The following is a 15,055-nucleotide window of genomic DNA, read 5'->3' as shown; positions in this document are numbered from 1 at the left end:
ATGGACCTCGGGCTCAAGGACAAGGTGGTGATCGTCACGGGCGGCGGCTCCGGGATCGGGGCGGCGGTCAGCGAGGTGCTGTCCGAGGAAGGCGCGATCCCGGTCATCCTGACCCGCCGCGCGCCGGATGCCGGGTGGCTGGCAGGGGTGAAGCGCGCCGATCTTGTGCTCGCCGACCTCTCCGACGATGACCAGTGCCACCGGGCCGTCACCGAAATCCGTGCCCGGCACGGTCGCGTCGACGGGCTGGTCAACAACGCAGGCGCCAATGATTCCATCGGGTTGGACGCCGGACCTGAAGCGTTCCGCCAAAGCCTCGACCGCAACCTCGTGCATTACTACACGCTGGTGCATCTGCTCGCCGACGACCTGCGCGCCACGAAGGGGGCCATCGTCAACGTCTCGTCCAAGACCGCGCTGACCGGGCAGGGCGCGACCTCGGCCTATGTCGCCGCCAAGGCGGCCCAGCTTGGCCTGACCCGCGAATGGGCCGCCGCCTTTCTGAAGGACGGCGTCCGCGTCAATGCGGTGATCCCGGCGGAGGTGATGACCCCGCTCTACGCCAACTGGCTGAAAACCTTCGACAACCCCGAAGAGCACCTGGCCGAGATCACCCGCCGCATCCCCCTTGGCCAGCGGATGACCACCCCGCGCGAGATCGCCGATACCGTGGTCTTCCTGCTCTCGCCCCGATCCTCGCACACCACCGGGCAATGGCTTTTCCCCGACGGCGGCTACACCCACCTCGACCGGGCCATCGCGGGCTAGATGGATCGGCCCAACCGCGCCACCGCCCAGCGCGCCGCATCCGCCACGGCGGGGTCCGCATCCTCAACCAGCCCCGCCGCCACAGGCGCAAGCTTCGGCAGGCCGGAGTTCCCGATGGCATAAAGCACATTCCGCACGAACCTGTCGCGCCCGATCCTCTTGATCGGCGATCCCGCGAACCGGTCCCGGAAACCCGTGTCGTCCAGCCGCGCCAACTCTGCCAGCTCCGGCAAGCCGTGCTTCGGCTGATACCCGATCTCCTTCGCCGCGACCGCGAACTTGTTCCAGGGGCAGACCGCCAGACAATCGTCGCAGCCGTATATACGATTGCCTATACAGCCCCGCAGCTCCGTATCGACAGGCCCCCGGTGCTCGATGGTCAAATAGGATATGCACCGCCGCGCATCCAGCTGATATGGCGCGGGAAAAGCCCGGGTTGGGCAGATGTCCAGGCAGGCCGTGCAAGTCCCGCAATGGCTGACCTCGGGCTCGTCCGGCGCGAACTCCAGCGTGGTGAAGATCGCGCCCAGGAACACCCAGCTCCCCAGGTCACGGCCCAGCAGGTTGGTGTGCTTGCCCTGCCACCCCAGCCCCGCCGCCTGCGCCAAAGGCTTCTCCATCACCGGGGCGGTATCGACGAAGACCTTGATCTCGCCGCCGCCTTGGTCGATCAGCCAACGCCCCAGCCGCTTCAGCCGCCGCTTCACCAGGTCGTGGTAATCCTTCCCCTGCGCATAGACCGAGATCACACCCCGGTCCCGCTGCGCCAGCCCCGCCATCGGGTCGCCCTCCGGCGTATAGGCCTCGGCCAGCATGATCACCGACCGCGCCTCGGGCCAAAGGGCCGCCGCCGACCCGCGCCAGCCCTCGCGCTCGGCCATCCAGCCCATCTGACCGTGCCGCCCCGCCGCCAGATAAGCCCTGAGCCGCCCCGCCGCCTCGGGCACCGCATCCGGGCGACAGATCCCCACCTTCACGAACCCTTCCTCCAGGGCCCGCGCCACCAGCTGTTCTTTCGTCAGCCCTTTCATACTGGTGCAAATATCCCGGGGGTTCGGGGGCTGGCCCCCGATCCGCCACCGGGTTCAGAAATCCAGATCGGCATAATGCGCCGCCGGCGGAAAGCCGGACACCTGGTCCGCCAGCAGCGGCCGGAACGAGGGCCGCGACTTGATCTTGGCGTACCAGTCCTTCAGTACCCCGTGCCGGTTCCAGTCCACGTCACTGATATAATCCAGACAGCTCAGATGCGCCGCCGCGGTGAAATCGGCCAGCGTCATCGCATCCCCCGCCAGCCAGCGCCGCTGATCCAGAAGCCAGGCCATGTAGTCGAGGTGATATTTGATCCGCGTCGACCCTTGCTTGACGTTGCGCGAATCCGGGTAGCCCTGCCCGGTGACCTTCTTGTTCACCCGCTCGTACAGAAGCTTCGACGTCACCTCGTTGTGGAACTTGTCGTCGAACCAGGCACATAGGCGCCGCACCTCATAACGCCCCTCGGCCCCCTTCGGCATCAGCGGCGGCTCGGGCGTCTGCTCCTCGATGAACTCGCAGATCGCCTGGCTCTCGCTCATCACCCGGTTGCCCATCTTCAGGATCGGCACCTTCCCCGCCGGATTCCGGCGCAGGAAATCGGGTGAGGGCTCCCAGTAGCGCTCCTCGACCAGCTCCACCTCGATCTTCTTTTCCGCCAGCGTCAGGCGCACCTTGCGGCAGAAGGGCGACAGCGGAACATGGTACAGGCGGTTCGAGGGGCGGTTCATCGGGCGGCGGCCTCCGGTCTTCCCTCTCATTGCAGCTATGGGGGCGGGAATTCAATCCCCGGCCCGCCTCAGCCCTCGAAACAGGCGGAACGACCGTCCGCCGCGATGGTTTCCGCGCCCGAGATGATGGCCCGCGTCCGGCTCTTCATGAAGGTCGACGGTTTCGACGCGCTGCGCCCCTTCGGATCGGGCAAGACCGCCGCCAGCCGCGCCGCCTGCAAGGGTGTCAGGTCCTTCGCATCCACGCCGAAATAATGCTGCGCCGCCGCCTGCACGCCGAAAACGCCATCGTCGAATTCCGCAACGTTCAGATAAACCTCCAGAATCCGCTGCTTCGACCAGACCAGCTCGACCACCGGGGTCAGCACCGCCTCCATCGCCTTGCGCGCCCAGCTGCGACCGTGCCAGAGGAAGGCATTCTTCACCACCTGCTGGCTGATGGTGCTGGCCCCGCGGTTGCTGCCCGCCTCGATCGCCTCGCGGATCGCGGCCATGTCGAAGCCCCAGTGGTTGCAGAAATTCGCATCCTCCGCCGCCACCGCCGACCGGCCCATCACCGGCGCGATCTCCTCCCACGGCACCCAGTCTTTCTCGATCCCGCCCAGCCGCCAGGCCTCGCCCAACTGGTAGAGGTTGATCGGCGGCGGGACGAAGCTGAACAGCAGGATCAACACCGCATAAAGGGCAGCGAGGCCGCCAAGCCCGCGACCCAGCCATTTCAGCCCCCGACGCAGCCACGACCGCCGCACCGGCGCGGGCGCTTCGGCCTTCGCCTTCCGCTTGCGCGGGGCGGGTCCGGCCTTTTCGGCTGCTCTGTCGGCGGGCTTCCCGGTCATCCTGCTACATGGAGGCCGCGCGGCGCGGGCCGTCAACCCCGTCCACGCTCAGATCAGGTCATCGGTCGCCTGATGGTGCAAGGCCTGATCGGGAATCTGCGCCTGCATGTCGTAAAGCGCGTCTTCGGTCGCGGCATCAAGCCGGGTTTTCAGGATCTTCGGCGCGCCGCTCAGCGATTTGAGCCGCTCCAGCACGGCATCGGCGCCCAGAAGCCGCACGCGCATTCCCACCACGGCGGTCCCGGCCTCCAGCAACCGGCTGGCGGCCTCGAGGAATCCCGCGTCAAGGCCCGCCGCCAGGAACTGGGCGGCCAACCCCCTGCCGCCCTGGACCGGTTTGCGCGGGTCGAGGAACAGCATCCCGATCATCGTTCCCCAGCGGCCGCCACCCAGCGGCTGCCCGGTCGCCAGGTCGGTCGACTGGTTGATCGAAACCCGGCCGGTCCCGTCGCGCGTGACCACGACGATGTCTTCCGGCTCGGTCCCGGCCTTCTGTTGCAGCACGGCCAGCGCCTCGCCGGCGACGAAGGCGGCGCTCTGGCTGCGATAGGCGAGAAGGATCAGGTCGGACACGTCAGGGGCTCCGCTGCGGCTTGGGTCTGGTCGACAATCTAGGCGGGACTGCATTTTGCCAACAAGCGGAATCGCCCTTTCCCGCCGCAACCGGGCCTTGCCACGACCGAGGCGGACGGAAAATCGCTTTGCGCCGACGCGATCCGGGGCTTATCGCTGCGCCGGTTGGGCAGGGACGAGAAATGGACGCGACAGGATGATCACACGAGCGTTCACCAGGGGCGATGCCCTGTCCGAGGCGGTCTATTCCGACTGCGAGCGGTATCGCTATCTGCTGACCCGCCGCTGGAGCGAGGGTCCAAGGGCGCTGTTCGTGATGCTGAACCCCTCGACCGCGACCGAGGTGCAGAACGACCCCACGGTCGAGCGCTGCGAGCGGCGGGCGCGCGCCCTGGGGTATGGCGCCTTCCGTGTCGCCAACATCTTTGCCTTTCGGGCCACGGACCCGAAGGTGATGCGGGCGGCTGCCGATCCCGTCGGCCCTGGCAATGACGCCGCGATCCTGTCCAGTCTGCCCTGGGCCGACAACGTCCTCTGCGCCTGGGGCAACCACGGTTCGCATCTCGGCCGCAGCGCGCAGGTGACCGCGCTTCTGCGCCAGAGCGGTGCCCCCCTGTTCCACCTTGGCCTGACCGGACAGGGCCAGCCCAAGCATCCGCTCTACATCGGGTATGACCAAAAGCCGCAACCCTGGTAGCCCTCAGGCCGCGACCAGGCGGACATCACCCGCGCTGACCGGAGCCCCGTCAACCACGGCAATCTTCGCACCGTCGATGAAGATCGAATGCCCCGGTCCGCCCTCGTTCGGCTCGACCGTCAGCACCGGGTCGGGATGGACGGCCTGGTCGTAGACGATGACCAGCCGGTCCTGAGCCGGATCATAATCGACGATATGCGCCAGCGAGGCCTCATTCAGCCATTCCTGCAACACGAACTCGTCACTGCCCGCACCGCCTGTCGCATGGTCGCCCGCGCCGAGGATGAGATGATCGTTCCCCTCGCCGCCGTTGAGGAAATCGGGTTCCTGCCCGCCCTCAGCCTCGACGCCCGAAATCCTGTCATCGCCACGGCCACCGTCCAGCTCGTCCTTTCCGCTGCCGCCGGTCAGATGGTCGTTGCCGTCGCCCCCCGACAGCCAGTCGTCATCCTCGCCGCCGTCCAGCCAGTCCTCGCCTTGGCCGCCCAGCAGGGTATCGTTCCCGGCGCCCCCCGACAGACTGTCGTCACCGTCGCATCCGGCCAGCGAATCCCGGCCGTCCCCGCCTTCGATCACGTCGTTGCCAAGGTCCCCCTGGACCGTGTCGCTTCCGTCACCCGCACCGACGCTGTCATCGCCCGCACCCGCCCAGACCGCATCGTTTCCGGCGCCCGCATCGATACAGTCGTCGCCGTCGCGACCGTTGATCAGGTCGGCGCCATCGCCACCCTGGATCACGTCATTGCCGCCGTGCCCGTCCAGCACATCCGCATCATCCGTTCCCGGCACGGTCACATCCGGCTCCACCGGATCGACACTGTCGTCCGAGGTCGGGATCGTCGGGTCCCCGGAAAGATCGTCCAGCAGGTTGCCGTCGCTGAGCGCCCCGTCCTCCTCCTGCGGGTCATCCTCTGGCTCATCGGGCTGATCGTCCTGCGCCGATATCAGGGCGTCGGCGGCAAGACCGGCCATCATCACGCCGAAGAGACCCAGAATGGCAAGCAATTCCGCTACTCCCTTTCACCGAACCGACCGGACCGGCCACTCTCACCGTTAACCATCTGGCAACGCACAGGAACTTCAGGGGGAACGTATCATGAATCCTGCGCCTTCCCTAGCAGCGTCAGGGCATCCGGCCGGGGAATCTGGACTCAGGGTTAACAACCCGTTTCCCAGAACGAATCCGCTTCCCCTCGCCCCCGAATCCGCCTATACGCCCGCATCCGCCTTCGGGCGGAGCCTCCAAGGGCCCTGCTGGACGACATCCCGGCTTGCGCCATGACCCTTCAACCAAAGGAGACCCCGATGTCGATCACCGTCGAAGAAAAGGCGAAGCTCATCAAGGAATACGCGACCAAGGAAGGCGACACCGGCTCGCCCGAAGTCCAGGTTGCGATCCTCTCGTCGCGCATCGCCACCCTGACCGAGCATTTCAAGGGCCACAAGAACGACAACCACTCGCGTCGCGGCCTTCTCATGCTCGTCGCCCAGCGCCGCAAGCTGCTGGACTACCTGAAGAAAACGGACGAAGCGCGGTATTCCTCGCTGATCACCCGCCTCGGCCTGCGTCGCTAAGACCGGCCACAGCTACACAAGACGCCCGTGCCCCCAAGGCGCGGGCGTTTTGCGTTGCGCCCGCAGCACGCCTATATAGACCCAAACTGGAGGGCATCATGGCTGACGACAAATTCCCCGGCTGGCACGGCACCACCATCCTCGCCGTCCGCCGCGGCGGCGAGGTCGTGGTCGCGGGCGACGGCCAGGTCTCCCTCGGCCAGACCGTGATCAAGGGCACCGCCCGCAAGGTCCGCCGCCTGTCCCCCGGCGGGCATGACGTGGTCTGCGGCTTCGCGGGATCGACCGCCGACGCCTTCACCCTGCTGGAACGGCTGGAGAAGAAACTGGAAGCCGCACCCGGCCAGCTCGCCCGCGCCTGCGTCGACCTGGCGAAGGACTGGCGCATGGACAAATACCTGCGCAACCTGGAAGCCATGCTGATCGTCACCGACGGCAGCGCGCTTTACGTCATCACCGGCGCCGGCGACGTGCTGGAACCCGAACATGACGTGGCTGCCATCGGCTCTGGCGGCAACTTCGCCCTCGCCGCCGCCCGCGGCCTGATGCAGACCGACCTCCCAGCCGAGGACATCGCCCGCAAGGCCATGGCCATCGCCGCCGACATTTGCGTCTACACCAACGGCAACCTGACGGTGGAACGGATCAAGGCTCAGGCCAGGACTCAGGCCTGACCCATTTCCTTCTTCACCTGCATATATGCCGTCAGCACCGCGTTCATCCGCGTCTGGTAGCCCGGCCCCTGCGCCTTGAAGAAGTCGAGCACAGCCGGATCCACCCGCAGCGAGATCAGTTTCTTCCGCGTCGTTTCGCGCAGCGAGGCTTCGACCCAGGCCACTGTCGACAGCGCCTCGACCTCCAGCTCCTCGACCTGCCGATCAGGTGTCAACACCAACGGCGCCGCCAGAGCCCGCTTCTCCGCGATGCTCAAACGTTTCGGAACCTCGTCCACCATGCACACGCCCTTCTTTCCGTGCCCAGCCTTTGCGCTGTGGTCTTCTTTATGTATTTCAACCGTTTATGGCCGAAAGCATATATACGACTTGTAGATATGCGACCTTCCGATTGTATATACTGCCTGCCCGGTGAACTTACCTCACTTGGTTTGCCCCGACAAACCCCTTATCTCTGCACGAACAGTTTCTTGCCGAGGCACCATCGGGATGACCCCAGAAGATATTCGCGCCGCCGTCGCCGCCGGCATCCTGACCGAGGCGCAGGCAGCATCGCTCTCGGCCCTTGCCCATGATCGGGCCGGCAAGCGCGCCACCCTTCCTTCCGAGGACGAACCCTTCGAGTTCTTCCGTGGCTTCTCAGAAATCTTCATCTCCATCGGTCTGATCATCCTGCTCACCGGCGTTACCGGCCTCCTGGCAGCCTTCGGTAGCTTTGCCCTCCTCACTCTGGTCCCCCTCGCCACCGCCGCAATCGCCTGGTGGTGGGCGGGTTACTTCACCCTGAAGCGCCGGATGACCCTGCCCTCGATGGTGCTTGCCACCGCATTCGGCATCGGCATCGTGATCTTCGTCTTCACAGTCCTGGCCCAGGCCGGCCTTGACGAACGGATGATCGCCATCCTTGGCTTCGTCGTCTCCGCCCTCGCCATGGTCGCCTGGTATCGCCGCTTCCGCCTGCCCTTCGCCGCCTTCCTGACCGGCGGCTTCACCCTCGGCGCGGTCTACGCCGTCACCGCCTCCGCCTCGAACCTCGCCGGGCTCTTCACCGGCCTCCACGGCTACCGTTCGCTCTTCGACCTCGGCGAAAGCCCTGCCTTAGCCACCGCCACGCTCCTGTTCGGCATCGGGGCCTTCCTTGTCGGCATGTGGTTCGACACCCGCGACCCCCATCGTCTCGGGCGGCATTCGGCCACCGCCTTCTGGTGCCATCTCCTCGCCGCGCCCGCGCTGGTGAACACCGTCGCCGTCACCCTGCTGAATGGCGGCGGCGTCGGGTTCCTTGCCATTGCCCTCGTGCTGATCACCGTCCTGGCGCTGGTCATCGACCGCCGCAGCTTCCTGACCGCCGCCATCGCCTATATCGCCCTTGTCATCGCCTGGGCCATGGGCGAGGGCGGCGGAACCAGCTGGATCTTCGTCCTCCTCACCCTTGGCGCCTTCATCACCGCCATCGGCACCTGGTGGGTGCAGCTTCGTGCGAAAGTCATGCAACTGCTTCCCGATTTCCCCGGCAAGTCCCGCCTGCCGCCCTATGGATCCACCGAATGACCAACCTGACCCCCCGCGAGATCGTCTCCGAGCTTGACCGTTTCATCATCGGCCAGAAGGAAGCCAAGCGCGCCGTCGCCGTGGCGCTGCGCAACCGCTGGCGCCGCAAGCGGCTGGACGACGACTTGCGGGACGAGGTCTATCCGAAGAACATCCTGATGATCGGCCCCACCGGCGTCGGCAAGACCGAGATCAGCCGCCGCCTCGCCAAGCTGGCCAAGGCCCCCTTCCTCAAAGTCGAGGCCACCAAGTTCACCGAAGTCGGCTATGTCGGTCGCGACGTGGATTCCATCGTGCGCGATCTTGTCGATGTCGCGATAAACGACACCCGCGCCCAGATGCGGGAAGAGGTGAAGTCCCGCGCCCACAAGGCCGCCGAGGACCGGGTGCTAGAGGCCCTCGCCGGCAAGGACGCCCGCGAGCAGACCCGCGAGATGTTCCGCGGCAAGCTGAAGCGTGGCGAACTCGACGACACGATGATCGAGATCGAGGTCACGGATGCCGCCCCCGCCATGCCGCTCGGCTTCGGGATGCCCGGCATGGAAACCCAGATGCAGGGGTTGCAGGACCTGTTCAAGGCCTTCGGTGGTCGCACCAACCGCAAACGGATGACGGTGGCGCAAAGCTATGAGGTGCTGATCGGGCAAGAGGCCGACAAGCTTCTCGACGACGAAGCCGTCCGCACTGCGGCTTTGGAGGCGGTGCAGGAAAACGGCATCGTCTTCCTCGACGAGATCGACAAGATCTGCGCCCGCTCCGACGCCCGCGGCGCCGATGTCTCCCGCGAAGGCGTCCAGCGCGACCTGCTGCCGCTGATCGAGGGCACCACCGTCTCCACCAAGCACGGCCCGGTCAAGACCGACCACATCCTCTTCATCGCCTCCGGCGCCTTCCACATCGCCAAGCCCTCCGACCTCCTGCCGGAACTGCAAGGCCGCCTGCCGATCCGCGTCGAACTCGCGCCCCTGACCGAAGAGGATTTCGTCTCCATCCTGACCGACACCGACAACGCGCTGACCCGGCAATACACCGCCCTGATGGCAACCGAGGATGTGCAAGTCACCTTCACCCCCGACGGCATCGCCGCCCTGGCCCGCATCGCCGCCGAGGTGAACCGCAGCGTCGAGAACATCGGCGCCCGCCGCCTCTACACGGTGATGGAGCGCGTGTTCGAGGACCTCAGCTTCCACGCCCCCGACCGCTCCGGCCAGTCCGTCACCGTCGATGCCGGATTTGTCGAAACCCACCTCGGCGCCCTCGCCCGCTCCGCCGACATCTCGCGCTACGTGTTGTAACCCGCCCCACCCCGTAGGTCGGGGTTCACCCCGACTCTGCATTGAACCATGTCACCATGGCTGGCTCTCTGCGCCAAAGGGCCGGCCTTTTATCTTTGCCCCAAATATCCCCGCTGGAGGCAAACATCAGCGCCCTGGATGGGCCGCGAACCCAAATCCTGACACGCGGTAAACGCCCGCACCCAACCCACTGAAATCAAACGATCTCCCAAGTTTGTCCACTGTGGACACCCCCTCTTCCCCCACCGCCGCTCACCCGATACTCTCCCCCAACCACGGGGGACCCAAAGTGACCGAAGACACCGTCACGCCGATGATGGCGCAGTATCTGGAGATCAAGGCCCAGAACCCCGGCGCCCTCCTGTTCTACCGGATGGGCGACTTCTACGAGATGTTCTTCGACGACGCCGTCGCGGCATCCGCAGCCCTCGACATCGCCCTCACCAAGCGAGGGCAACATCTGGGCGAGCCCATCGCCATGTGCGGCGTCCCGGTCCACGCCGCCGAGGGCTACCTTCTCACCCTGATCCGCAAGGGCTTCCGCGTCGCCATCGCCGAACAGCTGGAAGACCCCGCCGAGGCGAAGAAGCGCGGCTCCAAATCCGTCGTCAAACGCGACGTCGTCCGTCTCGTCACCCCCGGCACCCTGACCGAGGACTCCCTTCTCGAAGCCCGCCGCCACAACTTCCTCGCCGCCTATTCGGAAGTCCGCGACCAGGCCGCCTTCGCCTGGGCCGACATCTCGACCGGCGAGTTCCGGGTGATGCAATCCTCCCTCGCCCGCCTCTCCCCCGACCTCGCCCGCATCGCCCCCCGCGAACTCCTCCTCTCCGAAGCCCGCGAACGCGACCTCATCCCTCTCCTCGACAGCCTCGCCGTCACCCCCCTTTCGCGCGGCAGCTTCGATTCCACCAACGCCGAGAAACGCCTCTGCGACCTCTTCCACGTCGCCTCCCTCGACGCCTTCGGCACCTTCGACCGCGCCGAAATCTCCGCCATGGGTGCCCTCGTCGACTACCTCCACCTCACCCAACGGGGCCGGATGCCCCTCCTCCGCCCGCCGGTCAGGGAACCCCTCGGCGGCACGATGCAGATCGACGCCGCAACCCGCCGCAACCTCGAACTCACCCAGTCCCTCTCGGGTGGCCGCGACGGCTCCCTCCTCTCCGCCATCGACCGCACCGTCACCGCCGGCGGCGCCCGCCTCCTCGAACGCCGTCTTTCCTCCCCCTCTCTCGACCTGCACACCATCCACGCCCGCCAGGCCGCTCTCGATTTCCTCCTCGAAACCCCCTCCTTCCGCGACCGCCTGCGCGAAGCCCTGGCCCATGTCCCCGACATCGACCGCGCCCTCTCCCGCCTCGCGCTCGACCGCGACGGCCCGCGCGACATGACCGCCATCCGCGCCGGACTGGAGCAGGCCGGCCAGATCGCCACCCTCCTGACCGCCGCCCCGCCCCTGCTGGCCGAGGCCGCACAAGCCCTCACCGGCCACACCGACCTCGTCACCCTCCTAACCGAAGCCCTCATCGGAGAACCCCCGCTCCTTGCCCGCGACGGCGGCTATATCGCGCCTGGCTACGACCCCGAACTCGACGAAACCCGCGCGCTTCGCGACGAAGGTCGCGGCATCATCGCCCGCATGCAGGCCGAGTATGCCGAGGCCACCGGCATCGCCTCCCTGAAGATCAAGCACAACAACGTGCTCGGCTACTTCATCGAGACGACAAGCACGCATGAAGACCGGATGCGCGCGCAGCCGCAGACCTTCATCCACCGCCAGACCACCGCCGGGCAGGTGCGCTTTACCACCCTCGCACTTTCCGACCTCGAAACCAGGATCCTGAACTCGGCCAACCACGCGCTCGAGATCGAAAAGCGTCACTATTCCGGCCTTAAGGCCCATATCCTCGATGCCTCCGCCCCCATCGCCCTTGCCGCCCGCGCGCTGGCCGAGATCGACCTCGCCGCCGCCTTCGCCGACCTTTCCGCCGAGGAAGGCTGGTGCGCACCCGTGGTGGACGACAGCCGCGCTTTCCAGATCACCGGGGGGCGGCATCCGGTGGTGGAACGCGCCCTTCGCCGAGAGGGCCTGCCCTTCGTCGCGAACGACTGCCAACTCACCGACAAGGACACGCCCGCCATCTGGCTGCTGACCGGGCCGAACATGGCCGGGAAATCCACCTTCCTGCGCCAGAACGCGCTGATCGCGCTCCTCGCCCAGGCGGGCAGCCATGTCCCGGCGACGGAAGCCCGGATCGGCCTCGTCAGCCAGCTTTTCAGCCGGGTCGGCGCCTCGGATGACCTCGCCCGGGGCCGGTCGACCTTCATGGTCGAGATGGTGGAAACGGCGGCGATCCTCAACCAGGCCGACGACCGCGCGCTGGTGATCCTTGACGAGATCGGGCGCGGGACGGCGACATATGACGGCCTCAGCATCGCATGGGCCACGCTGGAGCATCTGCACGAGGTCAACCGCTCCCGCGCGCTTTTCGCCACGCATTACCACGAGATGACAGCACTCGCAGGCAAGCTGCCGGGGGTGAAGAACGCCACCGTCACGGTCAAGGAATGGGAAGGTGAGGTCATCTTCCTGCACGAGGTCCGCGAAGGCGCCGCCGACCGCAGCTATGGCGTGCAGGTCGCCCGGCTTGCGGGGCTTCCGGCCAGCGTGATCGAACGGGCGAAGGTGGTGCTGGACGCCCTGGAAAAGGGCGACCGCGAGGGCGGCAAGCAGGCCACCCTGATCGACGACCTGCCGCTCTTCCGCGCCGCGCCACCTCCCGCGCCTCCGCAGAGGCAGAAGGTTTCAGCGGTGGAGGAACGGCTCAAGGGGGTTCACCCGGACGAGCTGACACCAATGGAGGCGCTGCGATTGATATACGAAATCAAGGGGTTGGTGTAGAACCCCCCAGCGTATCACCCCGCCGTATTCGACGACACGCCCACCTGCGCCGGACGCAACAACCGGTCGTGCAGCAGGAAGCCTTCGGTCATCACCTGGATGATCTGCCCGGCCTTCGTCCCCGGCAGCGGGGCCTCGAACATCGCCTGATGCAGTTGCGGGTCGAACTGATCGCCCACGGCGGGGGAAATCGGCGTCACCCCGTGCTTGGTCATCACATTGGTCAGCTCGCGCAGGGTCAGCTCCACCCCCTCGATCAGCGCCGCCGAAGCTTCGCGGCTTTCCTCGGGGATCGCCTGGATCGCGCGGTTCAGGTTGTCGTAGACCGGCAAGAGGTCGCGTGCGAGCCGCGTCCCGCCGTACATCTCAGCCTCTTTCCGGTCGCGCTCGGCGCGTTTGCGGGAATTCTCGGCATCCGCCAGCACCCGCATGAACTTGTCACGCAACTCGTCGCGCTCGGCCCGCAGGACCTCCAGCTCATCGACGACCGCGGCCTCAAACTCTTCCGGTTCCACCTCAGAGGCGGTGGTTTCTTCCTGCGACATTCGCACGTCCTCTTGTCACGCCTTGCCGCGGTCAGAGACCAGGCGGCCCACCAGCTGTGCGGTGTAGTCGACGATCGGCACGATGCGGCCATAGTTGAGCCGGGTCGGACCGATGACGCCCACCGCGCCGATGATCTTTCGATCAGCGTTCATATAGGGAGAAACCACCAGACTTGAACCGGAAAGTGAGAAAAGCTTGTTCTCGGACCCGATAAAAATGCGCACACCTTCGCCCGCCTCGGTCAGGTTCAGGAATTCGGCAATATCCCGCTTGCGCTCGAGGTCATCGAACAGCACGCGGATCCGGTCGATCTCGCCCTGATCCGCCGCCTCGCCGATCAGGTTGGCCCGGCCGCGCACGATCAGCCGCTCCGATGGCTCCCCCGCATTCTCCCACAGGGCGAGGCCGCTTTCGACCAGCTGCCGCGCCAGCGAATCGATCTCTTGCCTCCGGCTGGCGATTTCGCGAGCCATCCGCGCGCGAAGTTCGGACAGCGTCCGCCCCTCGGCCAGCGCGTTCAGGAAATTCGCTGCCTCGCGCATGGAGGAAGGAGTCTGCCCCGGCGGCGGCACGAAAACCCGGTTTTCCACCTGCCCGTCGGCGAAGACCAGCACCACAAGCGCCCGCTCGGCACCAAGGCTGACGAATTCGATATGCCGGATCGCTGCCTCGCGTTTCGGCGACAACACCACGCTCGCCCCCCGGGTGATCACCGACAGCGCGGCCCCCACCTCGTCCAAGAGCGTCGTCACATCCTGATCATTCACCCCCAGCGTCGCGTCGATCCGCTCCTGATCCTCGGGAGCGACCTGGCCGACCTCCAGCAGGCTGTCCACGAACATCCGCAAGCCCGCCTGCGTCGGAACCCGACCTGCCGAGACATGCGGACTGTCCAGAAGCCCGAGATACTCCAGATCCTGCATCACATTGCGCACCGTCGCCGCCGAGACCTTTTCCGACAGCGTGCGCGTCAACGTGCGCGACCCCACCGGCTCCCCGGAGGTCAGGTAGCCCTCGACCACCCGGCGAAACACCTCGCGGGTGCGGTCGTTCATCTCGGTCAGGATCGGCTGCGGGCTGGTCATGGTAATCGGGGTTGCATCCCCTGCCTGTGGTTGCATATGTGGCCGCAGTCCGAGCAGAGAGGTCCGGCAATGCGTCCGTCAGGCAGAAAACTAAGCGATCTTCGGGCGGTTTCAATCGAAACCGGCGTGATGAAGCATGCCGAGGGCTCTTGCCTGATCAGGATGGGTGAAACCCATGTCCTCTGCTCTGCCACCATCGAGGACAAGGCGCCGCCCTTCCTGAAGAACACCGGCCAGGGCTGGGTGACGGCGGAATACGGCATGCTGCCCCGCGCCACCAATTCGCGGACGCGGAGAGAGGCGGCCGCGGGCAAGCAATCCGGTCGCACACAGGAAATTCAACGCCTTATCGGGCGCTCGCTGCGGGCAGGCGTGGACCGGCAGGCCCTGGGCGAACGGCAGATCGTGGTGGACTGCGACGTGATCCAGGCCGACGGCGGCACCCGCTGCGCCTCGATCACCGGCGGCTGGGTCGCTTTGCGTCTTGCCGTCAACAAGCTCCTGACCTCGGGCGTGATCATCAGCGACCCGATCCTGGACCACGTTTCCGCCGTCTCCTGCGGCGTCTATGCCGGGCAGCCGGTGCTGGATCTCGACTATGCCGAGGATTCGGCGGCGGGGACCGACGGAAACTTCGTGATGACCGGCGCGGGCAAGCTGGTCGAAGTGCAGATGTCCGCCGAGGGCTCCGCCTTCAGCCAGGACGAGCTTCTCCACCTCCTCGACCTCGCCCGCCAGGGCAACGCTGCGCTGGTTGCCGCGCAACGGGCGGCGCTGGGTCTGTAAG

At 66.4% G+C, this 15,055-nt stretch carries 16 protein-coding genes; 8 read left to right on the top strand and 8 right to left on the bottom strand.

Features of this window, described 5'->3' with window-relative positions; all coding sequences use genetic code 11:
• Positions 1-768, top strand: a complete 768-nt coding sequence (locus tag JNJ68_RS04020; RefSeq protein ID WP_294979264.1) for an SDR family oxidoreductase — start codon at positions 1-3, stop codon at positions 766-768.
• Here the strand turns inward: JNJ68_RS04020 and queG are convergent.
• The 4 genes from queG to JNJ68_RS04000 form a co-directional block, all read right to left on the bottom strand.
• On the bottom strand, positions 765-1,799 hold the full coding sequence (queG, locus tag JNJ68_RS04015) for a tRNA epoxyqueuosine(34) reductase QueG (RefSeq protein ID WP_294979261.1): 1,035 nt from the start codon (positions 1,797-1,799) through the stop codon (positions 765-767). The genes JNJ68_RS04020 and queG overlap by 4 nt on opposite strands.
• A gap of 54 nt (positions 1,800-1,853) precedes the next feature.
• The gene (locus JNJ68_RS04010; RefSeq protein WP_294979528.1) at positions 1,854-2,531 is read right to left on the bottom strand and encodes a glutathione S-transferase family protein; all 678 of its coding nucleotides are present in this window, start codon (positions 2,529-2,531) and stop codon (positions 1,854-1,856) included.
• Positions 2,532-2,599: 68 nt separating this feature from the next.
• Positions 2,600-3,367, bottom strand: a complete 768-nt coding sequence (gene mtgA / locus JNJ68_RS04005) for a monofunctional biosynthetic peptidoglycan transglycosylase (protein WP_294979258.1) — start codon at positions 3,365-3,367, stop codon at positions 2,600-2,602.
• 48 nt (positions 3,368-3,415) lie between these two features.
• Positions 3,416-3,940 (bottom strand): DUF1269 domain-containing protein, encoded by a 525-nt coding sequence (locus JNJ68_RS04000; protein WP_294979255.1) that lies wholly within the window; start codon positions 3,938-3,940, stop codon positions 3,416-3,418.
• Positions 3,941-4,136: 196 nt separating this feature from the next.
• Here JNJ68_RS04000 and JNJ68_RS03995 point away from each other — a divergent pair, with 196 nt between their 5' ends.
• Positions 4,137-4,637, top strand: a complete 501-nt coding sequence (locus JNJ68_RS03995; RefSeq protein WP_294979252.1) for a DUF1643 domain-containing protein — start codon at positions 4,137-4,139, stop codon at positions 4,635-4,637.
• A 3-nt stretch (positions 4,638-4,640) separates the two neighbouring features.
• On the opposite strand, the gene JNJ68_RS03990 is transcribed toward JNJ68_RS03995, so the two are convergent.
• On the bottom strand, positions 4,641-5,642 hold the full coding sequence (locus JNJ68_RS03990) for a calcium-binding protein (RefSeq protein WP_294979249.1): 1,002 nt from the start codon (positions 5,640-5,642) through the stop codon (positions 4,641-4,643).
• A 300-nt stretch (positions 5,643-5,942) separates the two neighbouring features.
• On the opposite strand from JNJ68_RS03990, the gene rpsO reads away from it, so the two are divergent.
• Together rpsO and hslV are read left to right on the top strand one after the other, a co-directional pair.
• Positions 5,943-6,212, top strand: coding sequence for a 30S ribosomal protein S15 (gene rpsO, locus JNJ68_RS03985; protein WP_137109424.1), 270 nt, complete (start codon positions 5,943-5,945; stop codon positions 6,210-6,212).
• A gap of 98 nt (positions 6,213-6,310) precedes the next feature.
• Positions 6,311-6,886, top strand: a complete 576-nt coding sequence (hslV, locus tag JNJ68_RS03980; protein WP_294979244.1) for an ATP-dependent protease subunit HslV — start codon at positions 6,311-6,313, stop codon at positions 6,884-6,886.
• Here hslV and JNJ68_RS03975 read toward each other — a convergent pair.
• Positions 6,877-7,167, bottom strand: coding sequence for a BrnA antitoxin family protein (locus JNJ68_RS03975; protein ID WP_294979240.1), 291 nt, complete (start codon positions 7,165-7,167; stop codon positions 6,877-6,879). The two genes, hslV and JNJ68_RS03975, sit on opposite strands and share 10 nt — an antisense overlap.
• Before the next feature lie 208 nt (positions 7,168-7,375).
• Here JNJ68_RS03975 and JNJ68_RS03970 point away from each other — a divergent pair, with 208 nt between their 5' ends.
• The 3 genes from JNJ68_RS03970 to mutS all read left to right on the top strand — a co-directional run bounded on the left by JNJ68_RS03970 (position 7,376) and on the right by mutS (position 12,637).
• Positions 7,376-8,437 carry a hypothetical protein gene (locus JNJ68_RS03970; protein WP_294979238.1) on the top strand — a complete coding sequence of 354 codons (1,062 nt, stop codon included), beginning with the start codon at positions 7,376-7,378 and terminating at the stop codon, positions 8,435-8,437.
• Positions 8,434-9,732 (top strand): ATP-dependent protease ATPase subunit HslU, encoded by a 1,299-nt coding sequence (gene hslU / locus JNJ68_RS03965; protein WP_294979235.1) that lies wholly within the window; start codon positions 8,434-8,436, stop codon positions 9,730-9,732. Before JNJ68_RS03970 ends, hslU begins: the two co-directional genes overlap by 4 nt.
• 289 nt (positions 9,733-10,021) lie before the next feature.
• Complete coding sequence (mutS, locus tag JNJ68_RS03960; RefSeq protein ID WP_294979232.1) at positions 10,022-12,637, top strand: DNA mismatch repair protein MutS; 2,616 nt, start codon at positions 10,022-10,024, stop codon at positions 12,635-12,637.
• A gap of 14 nt (positions 12,638-12,651) precedes the next feature.
• On the opposite strand, the gene JNJ68_RS03955 is transcribed toward mutS, so the two are convergent.
• Positions 12,652-13,182, bottom strand: coding sequence for a nucleotide exchange factor GrpE (locus tag JNJ68_RS03955; RefSeq protein ID WP_294979229.1), 531 nt, complete (start codon positions 13,180-13,182; stop codon positions 12,652-12,654).
• A 15-nt stretch (positions 13,183-13,197) separates the two neighbouring features.
• On the bottom strand, positions 13,198-14,268 hold the full coding sequence (gene hrcA / locus JNJ68_RS03950) for a heat-inducible transcriptional repressor HrcA (RefSeq protein WP_294979227.1): 1,071 nt from the start codon (positions 14,266-14,268) through the stop codon (positions 13,198-13,200).
• 69 nt (positions 14,269-14,337) lie between these two features.
• On the opposite strand from hrcA, the gene rph reads away from it, so the two are divergent.
• A complete protein-coding gene (gene rph / locus JNJ68_RS03945) occupies positions 14,338-15,054 on the top strand; it encodes a ribonuclease PH (protein ID WP_294979225.1) in 717 nt (238 codons plus the stop codon).
• Position 15,055 lies beyond the last annotated feature (1 nt).

Source organism: Tabrizicola sp. (assembly GCF_016793705.1).
GTDB lineage: Bacteria > Pseudomonadota > Alphaproteobacteria > Rhodobacterales > Rhodobacteraceae > Tabrizicola.
The sequence above is the reverse complement of the archived record's forward strand: the minus strand, read 5'-3'. Positions and strand labels throughout refer to the sequence as shown.

What these genes read in the sequence shown, in the direction of transcription:
- JNJ68_RS03955 (WP_294979229.1), bottom strand. Translation starts at nt 13,182, where the DNA reads ATGTCGCAGGAAGAAACCACCGCCTCTGAGGTGGAACCGGAAGAGTTT.
- JNJ68_RS03975 (WP_294979240.1), bottom strand. Translation starts at nt 7,167, where the DNA reads ATGGTGGACGAGGTTCCGAAACGTTTGAGCATCGCGGAGAAGCGGGCT.
- hrcA (WP_294979227.1), bottom strand. Translation starts at nt 14,268, where the DNA reads ATGACCAGCCCGCAGCCGATCCTGACCGAGATGAACGACCGCACCCGC.
- rph (WP_294979225.1), top strand. Translation starts at nt 14,338, where the DNA reads ATGCGTCCGTCAGGCAGAAAACTAAGCGATCTTCGGGCGGTTTCAATC.
- queG (WP_294979261.1), bottom strand. Translation starts at nt 1,799, where the DNA reads ATGAAAGGGCTGACGAAAGAACAGCTGGTGGCGCGGGCCCTGGAGGAA.
- JNJ68_RS04010 (WP_294979528.1), bottom strand. Translation starts at nt 2,531, where the DNA reads ATGAACCGCCCCTCGAACCGCCTGTACCATGTTCCGCTGTCGCCCTTC.
- JNJ68_RS03995 (WP_294979252.1), top strand. Translation starts at nt 4,137, where the DNA reads ATGATCACACGAGCGTTCACCAGGGGCGATGCCCTGTCCGAGGCGGTC.
- hslV (WP_294979244.1), top strand. Translation starts at nt 6,311, where the DNA reads ATGGCTGACGACAAATTCCCCGGCTGGCACGGCACCACCATCCTCGCC.
- rpsO (WP_137109424.1), top strand. Translation starts at nt 5,943, where the DNA reads ATGTCGATCACCGTCGAAGAAAAGGCGAAGCTCATCAAGGAATACGCG.
- mtgA (WP_294979258.1), bottom strand. Translation starts at nt 3,367, where the DNA reads ATGACCGGGAAGCCCGCCGACAGAGCAGCCGAAAAGGCCGGACCCGCC.
- JNJ68_RS03970 (WP_294979238.1), top strand. Translation starts at nt 7,376, where the DNA reads ATGACCCCAGAAGATATTCGCGCCGCCGTCGCCGCCGGCATCCTGACC.
- JNJ68_RS04020 (WP_294979264.1), top strand. Translation starts at nt 1, where the DNA reads ATGGACCTCGGGCTCAAGGACAAGGTGGTGATCGTCACGGGCGGCGGC.
- hslU (WP_294979235.1), top strand. Translation starts at nt 8,434, where the DNA reads ATGACCAACCTGACCCCCCGCGAGATCGTCTCCGAGCTTGACCGTTTC.